The following is a 14,769-nucleotide window of genomic DNA, read 5'->3' as shown; positions in this document are numbered from 1 at the left end:
TAAATGTCCTGTGCGGTCACGCACCGATTGTGCTTGTCAGGGTGGGCTTTAGGGTGCATTTTCTTTCCCCTTTCGCCGCCTTAACTGGCGGGCCCCAGTCAGAAACGAATAAACCAAACAACCTAACCTTAACCCCGGAGCGCCGCCGAATATTGGGGGGTGTGCTTTCCGGCTAACAGTCAAAGACCTATGAGTTCCATTATGGAAGAACTGCTCGCGCAGAGCGAGCTGGGTAACCTGCACTCCGGTACCATCGTCAAGGGTACCATCACCGAAGTCCGCCAGAACGAAGTTATCGTTGATATCGGCGGCAAGTCTGAAGGAGCTATCTCCGCCGGCGAATTTTTCGACGTTGGCGAACTCTCCATCGGCGAGGAAATCGAAGTATTCCTCGAAAAGCTCGAAGACAAGGACGGCAACCCGATCCTGTCCTTCGACAAGGCCGAACAGAAGAAGAACTGGGAGAACATCCTCAGCAAGTGCGAAGAAGGCACGATCATTTCCGGTCGCGTCAAGAGCAAGGTCAAGGGCGGCCTCATCGTCAGCATTGGCGTGGACGCGTTCCTGCCGGCCTCGCAGATCGACATCCAGCCTCCGAAGAATCTGGACCAGTACCTTTCGCAGACCTACGACTTCAAGATCCTCAAGATCAACACCGAGCGCCGCAACATCGTCATCTCGCGCCGCGAGCTGATCGAAGAGCAGCGCCAGGAAAAGCGCCGCAAGCTGCTTGAAGAAGTCAAGCCGGGCGACACCCGCCGCGGCACGGTCAAGAACATCACCGACTACGGTGCCTTTATCGACCTGGACGGCCTCGACGGCCTCCTCCACATCACCGACATGAGCTGGGGCCGCATCTCGCACCCGAGCGAAATGCTGAAGGTGGGCGAAGAAATCAACGTCATGATCATCGAGGTGGACCGCGACCGCGAACGCGTCTCGCTCGGCCTCAAGCAGACCACGGAAAACCCCTGGGAGAACATCGAGAAGAAGTTCCCCGTCGGCGCCAAGGTCTCCGGCAAGGTCGTCAACCTCGTCCCCTACGGTGCCTTTGTGGAGCTGGAAGAGGGCGTGGAAGGCCTCGTGCACGTTACCGAGCTGTCCTGGACCAAGCGCATCTCCAAGCCGAGCGAAGTGCTCAAGGTGGGCGAAGAAATCGACGCCGTTGTCCTAGGCATCCAGAAGGACGAGCAGAAGATCTCCCTCGGCGTTCGCCAGCTCGAAGTCAACCCGTGGGATATGGCCCGCCACAACTACCCGGTTGGCGCGCGCGTCCGCGGCAAGGTTCGCAACCTCACCACCTACGGTGCGTTTGTTGAGCTCGAAGAAGGCATCGACGGTATGGTTCACGTCTCCGACATGTCCTGGACCCGCAAGATCAACCACCCGAGCGAAATGCTCAAGAAGGGTGACGAGATCGACGCTATTGTCCTCGACGTCGACGTCGACCAGCAGCGCATCTCCCTCGGTATGCGTCAGCTCACCGAAGACCCCTGGAGCGAAATCGACCGCTACTTCAAGATCGGCGACGTGGTCAAGGGCAAGGTCACCAAGATCACCTCTTACGGTGCCTTTATCCAGCTCGATCAGGACATCGACGGACTGGTTCACATCAGCCAGATCGCCGAAGACCACGTCGAGAAGATCAAGGACGTGATCAAGGAAGGCGACGAAGTCGACGCCCGCGTGATCAAGATCGACCGCGACGACCGCCGCATCGGCCTGTCCATCAAGGCTGCCTCCTACGACCGCGACCAGCTCGCCGCCGAAGTGGCTGCCTTCGACAAGGTCAAGAGCGACACCGATCTGACCAACCTCGGCGACATCCTCGACGAAGCCACCAAGGAATAGCAGGTTGCACCTGCGGGCAATGAGGGGCTCTGCCCCTACGCCGCCAAAAGGCGGCTACCCCGTGAGTGCGATATGCAAACCTACATTTCAAACCCCGTCGGTCCTACCGACGGGGTTTTTTTGTGCGTATTTCGGGCGATTGGTAAGAGGAGAACTCTTATCAACGATAATGGATGTCAGTATTAGCAGCGGCTTTAGCGTGTCCGCAAATCTCGGCCTGTGCGGGTTTGGCGTGGTTCCAGCTTTACCACAGGCATGAAGGAAGGCTGGTACGGCAACGAATATCTCGTCCTGTTCGAGGGGGAGGAGATCGAAGCGCGCACAAATGACTACGCGATCCCCACGTATATGCCTGGGCATACGCTGCTCGGCCTCGCTGCGTGGGACAACTTTATCGTGCGCGAGGACAAGACCGGCAAGGTCTACAAAGTCCTGACCCTGCCCATGCGGCCCGAGTACCGCGAGCCCTGTGATATCGACCTGGCCGATGCCGAGTTCAAGCTCGATCGCGACGCCCGCTACTACCAGAAGATCAAGTGGTACATCGACCCGGTTGTCTTCGGGGGTGATCCCGAGCCGGGGGAGAACATGGTCTGGCTCCCGCACAAGGAGCATGTCGAGGCCGTCCTGTACTGGAATAATATCTTTGAAAACATGGCCCCCGACGCCAAGCCCGCCCCCGCCAAGTAGGTTCCATAGCTATCTGCATAAGCTTTCACTTTTTGCGTCACCAAATAGATCAATCAGCCTAAGAGGTCCCGGTCAGCAATGGCCGGGACTTCTGTTTTACTGGCGGGGTCAAGGCTTGGGGGTTGCGTTTGGAGAGGCGGCTATGGCGGATTTTTGTGCGACGAGCGAGCGCGTCAGGTCGTCTCTGATGCTGGCGTAGGCCGGGTCGTTGGAGAGATTGTGCATCTCGTCCGGGTCGGTCTCCAGATCGTAGAGCTCCAGCCAGACCACGGACTCACCGGATGAATCGGCATAGGTGCGGATGAGTTTGTAGTGATCCTTAACTACAGCGTCAAAGGGCTCTGCGCCGAGGCTGGGCTCGGAGATAACGCCCTCCAGATAAACGCTTTCGCGCCAGTTGGTGTCCGGTTCGTCGATGAGCGTGCGAAGGTTTAGCCCCTGCATGTGCGAGGTGTCGGCCTGAGTGCCAGCGATGTCGAGGATGAGGCGGGTCAGGTCGATATTCAGCACGAGATGACTCTCGGTGCGGGGGGACACGCCCGGCCCCCACACAAGCATCGGCACCCGCGAGGCCTCCTCGTAGGGGAGGACCTTGGAGGTGAAGCGGTGGTGTCCTGTGAACCAGCCGTTGTCGCCCATGAAGATGATCCACGTGTTGTTGGCGATGCTGTCCGAGGTGTCGCCGTCGCCGTTGGGGTCTTTCAGGCGGGCCAGTACGCGGCCGATCTGCCGGTCGAGGGCGGTCACGGCAGCGTAGTATTCGCGCAGGTGGTTCTGCACGTTGTCCTCACCGACAGTGCGGTTTCGGATGCCGGGGGCTGGGTTGTCATAGCCACCGGGGCCACCGTAGTTTTCCTCGGCGGACTTGGAAACAAAACGTGACTGAGCCAGATAGGGCGGGCGCTCCCCGGACTCGACTGTCCAGGCTGAGGGCTCGTCGGCCCAGTTCGTGGGCACGCGCATGTCCGCCGGGTCGTAGAGGGCCTGGGTGTCGTCCACATCGGGGTACTGCATCTTTTCGTCGAGGTGTGGGACCTGGTTACACCACCACGCGACAAAGGGCTGCCCGGAGCTTGCACTCTCGTCGATGTAGTCGATCAGCATATCGGCCATGACCTCCTCGTAGAAGCGGCCGTTGAGAGCCTTCGGGGCTCCGGGGATGTTACTGTCAATGTTGCGGTGGTACCAGGAGCCGTTCGAGTACATCTGCGCGTAGGACTGGAAGGCCGCCTCGGCTGGGGTGGTCTTGATGTGCCACTTGCCGAACTGGGCCGTCCGGTAGCCAACGTCTCCCAGATACTGCGCGAAGGTCCGCTCACCTTCGTTGAGGGCGGCGCTGAGTGTAGACACGCCGTTGCGGGTGCCGTAGCGCCCGGTGAGCGTGGAGGCGCGCGAGGGCGAGCAGATGGCGGTCGTCACGTAGGCCCGGTCAAAGACGACGCCATCCTTGGCGAGTGAGTCAAGGTGCGGGGTGACGATGTCCGGGTTAACAGCGCCGAGTGCGTCGGCCCGCTGGTCGTCGGAAAAGATAAACAGGATGTTTGGCCTCGGCTGGTCGGCCCCGTGCAGGGAGAGGCAGGCAGCTGTCAGGCACGGCAGGAGAAAAGTCTGCAGGGCGGTTTGGATCCATTTCATGAGTAACTCCGGTTCTGGGTGGATACGTCGCCAGAGTTTCTTATGGATCGAAAGGCACAGCCAGAGTTGGCTCATGTTCACATTAACATGGGTCTTAGGCACGTCTCGCCCCCCGATCCGTGTATGGATGAAAAAACCTCGCGCGGATTTATCCGACGCGAGGTTTTGAAAGGGGAGGGATGCGGTCCGCCTAGTTGCGGGATTCGTCCTGAGCGCTCTGCTGGAAGAACTCATGCAGCACCTGCATGCGCTTCTTCTGGAGGTTCTCCTGATGGACCTCCTCGGCGGTGCGCTGCTTTTCCTTCTTGGCCATCTCGCGGCGCATACGCTGGAGCGCCATGTTCTGGAGCTGGCGGACGCGTTCGCGGGTGATGTTGAAGTGCTGGCCGACCTCTTCGAGGGTCTGGGGGCGGTCGCCACCGATGCCGAAGCGCATGCGGATGATCTCCGATTCGCGCTCGTCGAGCGAGTCGAGCATGGCGTTCACGTCCGTGAGCATGGACTTGCTCTTGAGATTCTCAAAGGGCGTGGGCGCATTCTCGTCGCCGACCAGATCGCCAAACTCGGTGTCGTCGTCCTCGCCGACGGGTGCGTCGAGCGAAGTCGGGCGCACGCTGACGGTCTTGAGGTGCGCGATCTTGTTGACCGGCATCCCCATCTCGAGGGCGATTTCCTCGTTGGTGGGCTCGCGACCGAGCAGCTCCTGCAGCGCGGTGGTCAGCTTGCGCATGCGGGCGATTTTATCGACGAGGTGGACGGGCAGGCGGATGGTCTTGCTCTGGTTGGCCAGGGCGCGCTTGATGGACTGCTTGATCCACCAGGCCGCGTAGGTCGAGAGCTTGCCGCCCTTGTCCGGGTCAAAGCGTTCAACGGCTTTGACCAGGCCGATGTTCCCCTCACTGATCAGGTCGAGCAGCGGGAGACCAAAATTCGCGTAGTCGTGCGCAATTTTCACCACGAGGCGCAGGTTGGCCTCGATCATGTGCTGGCGGGCCTTTTGGTCGCCTTTGCGGATACGTCTGGCCAGTGCGACTTCCTCCTCCGGCTTGAGCAGGGGAGTTTTGCCGATTTCGGCCAGGTACAGCTTGATGGCACTCTTTTCGGAGTGCGGCAGGTCGGCAAGTGTTTCCGGTTCGGGCACACTGACGTCCGGCCGATTAATGTTTAGCGCCTGTTCCGCATCACGCGGGACGCTAACCCGCTCGGGAGCGGGGTTATTATGTGAGGAATTTGCCGACGGCTCCGTAGCTTTATCAGCTGCGGATTGTGACGCCGACTTCCTGGAGTTTGCCTTTTTTGTGGGCATATCGGATTCAGTTCGTGGCGCGGGCATTACCTGATTAAGCATCAGTTATCCTAGCTATTTGCTGGGATAATGCAACCGCTTTGAGCATTCCTTTCGCTTTATTGACCGTTTCCTGGTACTCATGTTCCGGAATTGAGTCGGCGACGAGGCCTGCACCTGACTGAATAAATAAAGTTTTTTCTTTTAAGAGGGCTGTCCGGATCGCAATGCAGGAGTCCAGGTTGCCATTATAGCTGAAATACCCCAGCGCGCCGCCATAGACGCCGCGGCACTGTTTTTCCAGCTCGGCGATGATCTGCATGGCCCGAATCTTGGGGGCGCCGGAGAGCGTCCCGGCCGGAAATGTCGCCCGCATCAGGTCAAACGCGGTCTTGTCCCCGGCGAGCTGACCCTCCACCTGGGAAACGATGTGCATAACATGCGAATAACGTTCGATAATGGCATAGTCCTGCACCTGAACGGTGCCGACCTCGCAGACGCGACCGATGTCATTGCGGGCCAGGTCAACGAGCATGAGGTGCTCGGCCCGTTCCTTGGGGTCGGCCAGCAAATCTTTTTCCAGCTCGGCGTCCTCGGCGGGAGTGGCGCCACGGGGGCGCGTACCGGCGATGGGGCGGATCTCCACGCGCCCCTCGGTGCTGCGGACATGGACCTCCGGCGAGGCCCCGATGACGGAGAAGTCCTCCGTCTCGAACATAAACATGTACGGCGAGGGGTTGACGATGCGCAGGGCGCGATACAGGGAAAGCCCGTCCTCGGCGTAGGGGATTTCAAAGCGTTGAGATCCAACGATTTGCACGACATCTCCGGCGCGTACATACTCCTTGGCCTTCTCCACCGCAGTCTCGAACTGCTCCTGAGTGAAGTTACCGGGCGGCACCGTGATTTCGTCCACCTCGCCCAGCGGGATCGGGTCCAGCGGGGCCTGCGAGGCGCGCAGTTCGCTAAAGGTTTCCTCAATCGCGGTGGTGGCGGCAGCGTAGGCGGCCTGAGGGTCGCTTTTGTCGTCGTCGAGGCGGGCATTGGAGATGATACGCAGGGTCTGCCGCACGCGGTCAAAAATGACCACCGTATCGACAATCGCGTAGCACATCAGAGGCATGCCCAGGGTGTCTTCCTCGGCCCTCGGCACGCTCGGCTCGATCCTGTGAATATATTCGTGGCCGATGAAGCCCACAGCCCCCCCGGTGAAGAGCGGCTCGTCCTGCATGCGGACGGGTTTCAGGCCCTCCATCTCGGCTTCGACCAGCTTCAGCGGGTCTGCCGGGGTGGGGACTTCCTCGCGGGAGCCATCGGCATGGGTGACCACGGTTTTATCGGCCCAGGACGTGATGACCTTGCGCGGGGCCGAGCCGATGATGCTGTAGCGGCTGATATGCTCGCCGCCCACGATCGACTCGAACAGAAAAGCGGGCTTGCGGCTGCGCAGGCGGGCGAAGGCCGAGACGGGTGTCTCAAAGTCGGCCGTCACCTCGGCATAGACGGGGATCAGGTTGCCCTGCTCCGCCAACTGGCAGAATGCGTCCTGTGTCGGGTAAAATTTCATGGTTTGAAAAATACCCTAATAGTGAAACCGAACCTGCGCGATGAGTAAATCCCCGTTTTCAGTTGCGAATGAACGTGGCGAAATCGCCATTGAAGCCGTGGGTAGTTCCTGTGGAAACAGCTGTAGCTTTACTGTGCGGAATTATCCGTGAGAAGGTATTCTGTCTGGGAGAGCTCTTTTGTTTCTCCTGTTTCTGATACCTCCACCCATTTTGAGCCTTGGAACTGGAATTTTTTGTATTCCTTGAAGAACCAAAAGTGTGTCTCTTCGACTCTAACCGAGCCATCATTCTTGTTGAGAGAAACTTTGGTTTTGTCGAATTTGTTAATGACCACACCTGCTCCGATTATCATGCAGATGAGACCGATGCATATAATTAGAAAGATGGGGATGCCGAGAAGGGACTCAAGGCAGCCAGCTTTTTCAGCGGGTGGAGGATTCTGGGACAGGTGGGGAGCTGGTCTTGGTATGGGGGTAGGTTGGTCGCTCATATAATAACAAGTGGGATAATCACTTATTATGACCACGCATGCCATAATGCAACCCCATACAGCGAGGGCGATACGTTCTTATGATAGAGAATAAGCTGCTTTTTGACTGCGGTATAACCCAGGTGGGCAGCCTTTTACTCCACCGTGGAAATGTAGATTTCCTATAACAGTTTATTTCGGCTGAAGTGTTTTGTTTGTGGGCTTTTTTTTAGCCTCAACAGTCAGGGTTTTAACATATGGTCCCTCTGGGGTTTGGCCTGTATCGTCGGAGCGATCGGGGTTTAAATATCCGTTAATGTACGGTAAGCGAAATTTGATTTTGAGTTGGTGTGTCCTCTTATCGATCGTGCGCACTGAAATATACTCGATAATGCCTTGAAGGAACTTTTGGCATTCTTTTTCAGCCATGCCATCCAGCTCATTGAGTCTTTCTGAATATTTTGTAAACCAATCACTTAACTGCTCTTGATGATCGAAATTATACAAAGTCTCTTCGAGCTTTTCCTTTTCCGCTTGGGCAACTAGCATCCGGCGTTGAATCTCGGATATGACTTTCATGAAGCTGAGGCGAGTGTTGCTTGTCTTTTCAAGTAGATGATCTGCCTTCAGTATGGTTATTTTGGACCGGATATCATTGATGTCTTTGGTAAGTGTTCTAATCCGAGCTTTGATTTTTCGCCTAGCGTCTTTGTTGGGTAGCTGCTCTTGATTCTGCTGTAGATAATGATCTCGTATCTCCTGCTTGAATAGGCCCGAGTTGGCCAGGACTTCTTTTACGGCGCTTACGATAAGGGCATCGGTTTCTTCGATTTTCAGGTACCTACTGTTATCGCATCGTTCTGGGACATTGGCATAATTTCTTTCCTTTCTCGGGCAGTAGTAGCTAGAGCGCTTTTGGACTGCGTACCGTCTAGCGGAGAAGTGTGCTCCGCAATGATCACACCGAAGTAAGCCTCGCAGGAGGTAGAAATGCTTCTGATTACTTTCTTTTGCCCTGAATTTTGACCGTCGCTCCTTCTCTTTTTGTGCCTCTATTATCAGAGTGGCAGGCAGCAGGCTAGGGCAGGTACTCGTGTGTACATTGCCGTCTCTATTGTCTTTGTAGGTGTAGCTTCCGCCGTAATGCGTATTGGTTAGCAATTTTTCTATGGACCCAAGGCTCCAAACGGGGTTTTTCCGCCGTGTCATCACCTTGTTTTCAAGAAGCTTATTTCGTATCCATCTGACGGTCTGTCCCTTGCTAAACTGCTCGAAGATGAATCTCACCCATTTGGCTTCATCTGGATCGATTTCTAGCTTTTTGTTTATGAGCTTGTACCCATATGGCGGTGGGCCGCCCATCCAGAAGCCTTCTTTGACTCGCTGGACTTTGCCTGTTCTTGTTCGTTCGGCTCTGAGGGCATTATCGTAGGAACTCATTAACGAAAGAATCCCTAGCGTGAATTTGTCGGTTTCGTTGGATAGCTGGTAGAGGCCGGAGTTGGTGTAGAGTGTGACTGTGTTTTTGACGAGGCTCAGGCGGATCATGCTCCACGTGTTATCGTTTCGTGAAAGCCTGTCTGTGTTGTAAACCCAAAGGTGTTTTACCTCTTCTGCTTCGATGTGATCCAGCAGGGATGCCAGGACTGGCCTGTTGCTCAAGTCATCATGGCTACTTGATTGCCCGCCTTCGTTCCAAATTTGATATTCAAATCCCAGCTCTTTTGCTTTTCTGATTCCTTGCTCTTTCTGGGAGTCCAGAGAGGTTCCTTCTTCCTTTTGAGCCTGGGTACTGACCCGTGTATAGATGTGGAGTATTTCAGACAAGGTCTACTACCTTTCTTTGGGACTCAGAGTCGCATTCTATGTAGCGTTGAGTGGTCTGGAGATGTTTATGTCCGGCGATGGCCTGTACGTCACGTATGGAGCCCCCAACTAGGCTTATTTTACGAGCAGCGTTGGTGATGAAGGTTCGTCTCCCAGAATGAGAGGAGCAACCAATGAAGCCAAGCTCTCGATACCAGCGCTGGAACATATTCACGATGACCTGCGGGCTTGTTCTGGTCGAGCGTTCAGACCGTACAACGTATGAAGTCTGTATCGTGAAGCCATCTATCGGCTGTTCGATGTGGAGTAGCTCATCTAGGGCAGCATAGACGGTCTTATTCATGGGGATAGTCCGGCCAGAGCTACCTTTGGCTGCGCTATCTGTGAGGCTAATGGTATCGGTTAGGTGTCCATCAGAGTCTACGACCATTGACCATCTTAAATTGGCTATCTCTTTGGCACGGAGTCCAGCTTTGGCTGAGAGAAGGAAGATCGCATTGTTTCGTATCCCATTCCTGCGGTTCCGCAGGTAGGTACTTATCGCATCGATCTGCTTGCTCGAAAGTGTCTTTGATTGCTTACCAAGGGCCATTTACTGATTATTTTTTATAATAGAATTAGTATAATATAATCAGTGTGGGGCGTAAAATAAAAAGTCTTAAAATAAGTAAATGGTAACCAATGGCTTGTGTAACTGATTATGGAATTTATATTCTATAATAACCGAGTGTGAATTAGATTTTGTTTATGAATAGTTAGATTGTTTTTCTATGTTACAGCTTTTCCTTGCCATTGGGTGAATATGTTTGATTTGTGATACATGGGGTGTTTTTCTGATTTTGTGAAGTAAAACCCCCAACCTCAAGGCCGTCGGATTATGATCACAAAAATCACAATGAACGGTGTGGCTAGCTACGTTGCCGAAACATCACTGGAGACTGATAAAAAAGTAAACCTTATTTATGGTCTAAACGGTACTGGAAAAAGCACTCTCTCTCATTATTTGTATAACCCCGAAGACGAGCGTTATGCATATTGTAATTTTGAAGGGATGGAGGATGAGGAAGTTTTAGTGTATAATGATAGCTTTATTAATGATTATTTCTTTGTAAAAGATCAACTTCCCGGAATATTTACATTATCCAAAGAAAATTCCACTGCAGCAAAAGCTATACAGGATGCATCGAAGCTCAAGGCTGAGGAGACTGAAAAACTTCGGCTGAAGAAGCAAGAGATCGCTAAGCTTACAGAGGATGCTCAGGGGCAGGAAGATGTACATAAAAATACGATTTGGAAGATTAAGACTGCATACTGCGGAGGTGACCGTGTTCTTGAATTTTGCTTAGATGGTTTGAGGGGCAACAAGAGTAGGCTTTTTGAGCATATACTCTCCGTTGATTTGCCAAAAGATAAGCCTAAAAAAACTATTCAGGAAATTAAAAAAGAGGTGGAGTCGTTGAGTGGTCCATCGGCTTCGAAATGCGATTTAATTTTTGGCATCAACTTAGATTTAGATGAATCTAAGTATGCGGATATACTTTCAGCTCCGATTTTGGGTAATAAGGATAGTGCTGTTTCAGGATTGATCGATGAACTGGGGAATTCTGATTGGGTCCGGGATGGGCTGGCTTACATTAAAGATGACGTTGGTGATGAGGCTTTGAAGTGCCCTTTTTGCCAAAACGAGACAATTACGAGGGCGGTTGTTGAATCAATTAGGAGTTATTTTGATACAAGCTACGAGGAGAAGGTAAAAGCGGTTAAGGATGTTTTAGGTGAATATCGTAGCCAAATAAGTCGGATTCCTGACATTTCACGTTATGCCGATAATCAATTCTTAAAGCAGCATCATGATGAGTTTGAGCTGAGGTATAATCGGATGAAGGCATGTTTCGATAAAAATATACTTATTATTGAGGATAAGTTATCCAATCCGAGCAAGTCTTTGGAGCTAGAGAAATCCGGTGATATGGTAGCTAGCGTCAATGAGTTGATCGAGGATGTGAACAAAGAAATATCATCTCATAATAGTAAGATTGATAACAGAGATCGTGCGCTGGCGTCTTTAAAGGAAGAGTTTTGGGCAAATATGCGGTTTGACTATGATCAAACCATTGCTACATGGGTCGCTACTCGTAAGCAAAGTCAAGGCTCATTGGCGCAGCTAGAGGCGGACGTTCTAGAATGCGAAAAACGTCTCGATGGCTATCGAGAGGCTATTAGGCTTCATCAAGCTGACACCGTAAACGTAGATGACGCTGTGCAGTCTATTAATGATGGGCTTTTAAATTTAGGAATCGACTCGTTTAATATAGTTAAGGTTGCTGATGACTTCTATCGATTAGTTCGACCAGGCAAGGATGACAGTGAGTTTCGTACATTGAGCGAGGGGGAGAAGACGATAATAACGTTCTTGTACTTTTTGGAACTATGTAAAGGAAAGCGTAGTGCCGACGAGGTGGGTACCAAAAAAATCGCAGTCATTGATGACCCGATTTCCAGCCTTTCCCATATTTTTATATTTCATGTGGGAAGAATGATTATAAATGAAATGTTTAACTCAGACACATTTTCTCAAGTTTTTATTCTTACGCATAGCTTGTATTTTTTTTACGAACTTACGGATGTTAAACATGAACGAAGGGAAAAAACTCAACGGCTGTTTAGGATAATAAAAAATGAGAATGGAAGTCGGATCGATAATATGGTTTATGATGAGATTCAGAATGACTATCAGTCATATTGGAGTGTAATTAAAGATTCGAATCAGCCGCCTGCTTTAATAGCTAACTGCATGAGAAATGTAATCGAGTATTTTTTTGGTTTTATTGGTAAAGAGAGTTTTAATAACGTATTTCAACGCAAGGAATTATTAGAGAACCGCTATGCGGCGTTTTCTAGGTTTATGAATCGAGAATCACACTCTATCGGACAAAATATATTTGACCATAAAGAGTTTGATTATGAATGTTTTAAGGAGGGCTTGAGGTTGGTTTTTGTAGCTGCTGGATATCCTGAGCACTACCGAGTAATGATGAGGTAGGAGTGGCATTCTTGGCTAATGCGGCACACTATATATCTTTTGATGGTCTGCTATTCCCTCTTTACTTTCTCGATGACTATAGTTTGGTTACCTTTTTGGAGATACATTAAGTACACTGGGTCCGGTAGGAAGGTGGTGCCGAATTGACCGGGCTTGATGTAAAAGAATCCTACATTCGGCAGTGCTTGTTCTTGAAGAACTAAGGCATATCCGACTCTGAAGGCGGTATCGCCAAATAATGTCTTTAGCTCTTCCCATCGTGGATACCTTAGGTCGCATGCTTTTTTCCAGTCGCCGTCTTCGCTTTGCTTGAGGTACAGTTCATATTTACCGAGGGGAGTTTTATCGATGCGAATGTTTGCGTAATCGTCTCCATTACTAAAGTATCCTATAAGTGGATTTTCCTCAGCTAATAGATACGAGCTAAGGGATAAGAATGTAAGAAATAATGCGATTTTTTTCATGGGAGGACTATAGGCAGGGATGCCTTATGTTAATTGAGTTTCATTCTTACTTTTTCGTCGGCTTTGATCAAAAGAGTCCAGCCTGGTTGCAGGAGTAGCTCTTGGCTGACCTCAAATACGTCTACTGTCTTGACGCTTATACCAGGATTGATGTCACTCAGCGCTTTTTGGTTCAGGCCATCAATCGTTGAGGCAAGGGCACTACTCGCTCCTACGGCTGGATCATAGCGAGCTAGGTCAGGCGAAATCAGCTCTATACGTGGGGCATCAAAGGCACTGATTGGGGTGCTGGTGGTGTTTTTATAGCCCCAAAGTACAGCTACAAATGTGGCTCCTTCGGAGGCTTGCTCTGAGTAGAACTCGTTGCCAACTGAATCAAATTCTTGGACCTGATAGACCGTGATCTTGTATTCGCCAGTTTGTGTTGATCCGTCGAGGGGCAATATCTCTTCTGGAATACGGTTTTCTTCCTTTATGGCCTGATCGACGGCAACTGCGGCTCCGGTTACAAACAGGCCGCCTACTAGTAGAAATCCTCCGATTCCCAATATGGCGATTACTACAATAGCTATGATGGCGATCATGCAGCCATTTTTCTTTTTCTTCGATTGTTGAGGGACGTCGGTTTCGGACATGTTTCAGTGATGGGTTAAGTGACTAGATTGCATTACTGCAGAGGCTAATTATCTGTAGGATATATCCTACAGATGGGGCAATGTAAATCTTTTATAATCATGGCTTGGATATTAAGCATGCATTTGGCCGTGTAATAGCTCGCAGAAGGAGTCAGTTGAAGCTTTCGCAGGATAGTCTGTGCGAAAGAGCAGGGATAGACCGTAGTTTCCTGTCTGAAATCGAGAACGGTAAATTTCAGCCGACGCTGACTACGATTTTCTTGATTGCACGGGCTCTTGACTGTTTCCCGTCAGAGATAATCAAGGAACTAGAGGGCTTGGATCCAGTAGTGGAACCTTGAGAAGGCATCAAGATGCCTGATGCCTTGCGGCATACCTCTGTAGATATGAATCAGAATTATCTTAGGAGAACTCTGTGTACTGTCTGAGTAACTTTATTCTTTGATATATAGGATATTATATACTCTAAGAATATGTTATTTCTGTATATAACAAAGTATCAAGGGGCTATCCCGCTCCTTGATATGTTACTCGGAAATGGAAAAGGGGTTTATACCCGTCAATTCCAGTGGAAATTTTCCCAGTCTATCTGATCGGCTTGTCCTTTGAGTTTGGTTATGTAACCTGTCCAGCCTTCGTCGGCCGCCAACCGACTGGACGTTTGGTCATATCCAAAGTATGTCTTTTTCCATAAAGACTGTGCTTTTTGCGCAAAAATGGCCTGGCCCGCAGTCGAAGAGTATTTATCAGGGCATTGAAGTAAGACATGGAAGTGCAGACGTTCATTTTCTGAGTTTTCCATTACTGGTAAGACTGATATTCGTTTCCCGAAACGTTGAAAAGCCTTGCCAAATGTCTTCTTATTTAGTACATTCATGAAGTGTCTAAAGTCTTTACTGGCACGCACTTCGTCTAATTTAAAGCCCCCTGAGTGCTGTTTCATCGTCAAGGTGAGAGCTATGCAATTTGAATAGTCATCTATCCTACTGTTTAGAAATAATCTGGTTGCATTGCGTATACTATCCGAAGTCATTATTGGGCCCTTTTACCAGTATTTATAGGCCTCGATTCCGGATTTTGGTTTTTTTAGAAAATTTATCGCATTTCTTTTGTTTTAACACTTAATTTACAAATATCCATTTTCCCAATGGATAGCTCTGATTCCTCAAGTCTTTGCTGGCGGGCCTTTAGCTTCTTACGGACTGCGAATACGAGCTCTGGATAGTACTTTTTCCCCGTAGGCGAGGTAATACCCAATCCGTTTAGGTGATCGGCTATTTGACGGTCATTGAGCCCTTGGTT

13 protein-coding genes are annotated in these 14,769 nt (G+C 51.1%); 4 read left to right on the top strand and 9 right to left on the bottom strand.

Going from position 1 to position 14,769, the window contains the following annotated elements; translation table 11 throughout:
• The first annotated feature begins 189 nt into the window (after positions 1–189).
• On the top strand, positions 190–1,851 hold the full coding sequence (rpsA, locus tag K0V07_RS03410) for a 30S ribosomal protein S1 (protein ID WP_220623134.1): 1,662 nt from the start codon (positions 190–192) through the stop codon (positions 1,849–1,851).
• A 255-nt stretch (positions 1,852–2,106) separates the two neighbouring features.
• Entirely contained in the window at positions 2,107–2,541 is a 435-nt protein-coding gene (locus K0V07_RS03405; protein ID WP_220623133.1) for a hypothetical protein, read from the top strand.
• A 108-nt stretch (positions 2,542–2,649) separates the two neighbouring features.
• Here K0V07_RS03405 and K0V07_RS03400 read toward each other — a convergent pair whose 3' ends face one another.
• From K0V07_RS03400 to K0V07_RS16640, 6 genes are all read right to left on the bottom strand, one after another.
• The gene (locus tag K0V07_RS03400; RefSeq protein ID WP_220623132.1) at positions 2,650–4,176 is read right to left on the bottom strand and encodes a sulfatase-like hydrolase/transferase; all 1,527 of its coding nucleotides are present in this window, start codon (positions 4,174–4,176) and stop codon (positions 2,650–2,652) included.
• A 190-nt stretch (positions 4,177–4,366) separates the two neighbouring features.
• A complete protein-coding gene (locus K0V07_RS03395; RefSeq protein WP_255568117.1) occupies positions 4,367–5,317 on the bottom strand; it encodes an RNA polymerase sigma factor RpoD/SigA in 951 nt (316 codons plus the stop codon).
• Between the two features lie 199 nt (positions 5,318–5,516).
• Positions 5,517–7,028, bottom strand: coding sequence for an anthranilate synthase component I (gene trpE, locus K0V07_RS03390; protein ID WP_220623130.1), 1,512 nt, complete (start codon positions 7,026–7,028; stop codon positions 5,517–5,519).
• Between the two features lie 128 nt (positions 7,029–7,156).
• Positions 7,157–7,519 (bottom strand): hypothetical protein, encoded by a 363-nt coding sequence (locus K0V07_RS03385; protein ID WP_220623129.1) that lies wholly within the window; start codon positions 7,517–7,519, stop codon positions 7,157–7,159.
• Positions 7,520–7,690: 171 nt separating this feature from the next.
• The gene (locus K0V07_RS03380) at positions 7,691–9,325 is read right to left on the bottom strand and encodes a recombinase family protein (protein ID WP_220623128.1); all 1,635 of its coding nucleotides are present in this window, start codon (positions 9,323–9,325) and stop codon (positions 7,691–7,693) included.
• Entirely contained in the window at positions 9,318–9,917 is a 600-nt protein-coding gene (locus tag K0V07_RS16640) for a site-specific integrase (RefSeq protein ID WP_220623127.1), read from the bottom strand. The genes K0V07_RS03380 and K0V07_RS16640 overlap by 8 nt, the downstream gene beginning before the upstream one ends.
• Positions 9,918–10,202: 285 nt before the next feature.
• On the opposite strand from K0V07_RS16640, the gene K0V07_RS03370 reads away from it, so the two are divergent.
• Complete coding sequence (locus tag K0V07_RS03370) at positions 10,203–12,368, top strand: AAA family ATPase (RefSeq protein WP_220623126.1); 2,166 nt, start codon at positions 10,203–10,205, stop codon at positions 12,366–12,368.
• A gap of 50 nt (positions 12,369–12,418) precedes the next feature.
• Here the strand turns inward: K0V07_RS03370 and K0V07_RS03365 are convergent, their stop codons facing one another.
• A complete protein-coding gene (locus K0V07_RS03365) occupies positions 12,419–12,832 on the bottom strand; it encodes a hypothetical protein (RefSeq protein WP_220623125.1) in 414 nt (137 codons plus the stop codon).
• A 29-nt stretch (positions 12,833–12,861) separates the two neighbouring features.
• Positions 12,862–13,467, bottom strand: a complete 606-nt coding sequence (locus tag K0V07_RS03360; protein ID WP_220623124.1) for a DUF4352 domain-containing protein — start codon at positions 13,465–13,467, stop codon at positions 12,862–12,864.
• A 104-nt stretch (positions 13,468–13,571) separates the two neighbouring features.
• On the opposite strand from K0V07_RS03360, the gene K0V07_RS16635 reads away from it, so the two are divergent.
• Complete coding sequence (locus K0V07_RS16635) at positions 13,572–13,808, top strand: helix-turn-helix transcriptional regulator (protein ID WP_220623123.1); 237 nt, start codon at positions 13,572–13,574, stop codon at positions 13,806–13,808.
• A gap of 218 nt (positions 13,809–14,026) precedes the next feature.
• Here K0V07_RS16635 and K0V07_RS03350 read toward each other — a convergent pair whose 3' ends face one another.
• Positions 14,027–14,410, bottom strand: coding sequence for a hypothetical protein (locus tag K0V07_RS03350; protein WP_220623122.1), 384 nt, complete (start codon positions 14,408–14,410; stop codon positions 14,027–14,029).
• Positions 14,411–14,769: the final 359 nt, after the last annotated feature.

The sequence above is a fragment of the Ruficoccus sp. ZRK36 genome, assembly GCF_019603315.1.
Taxonomy (GTDB): Bacteria; Verrucomicrobiota; Verrucomicrobiia; order Opitutales; family Cerasicoccaceae; genus Ruficoccus.
Note: the sequence above shows the minus strand (reverse complement) of the source record. Positions and strands in the feature narration are given on the sequence as shown.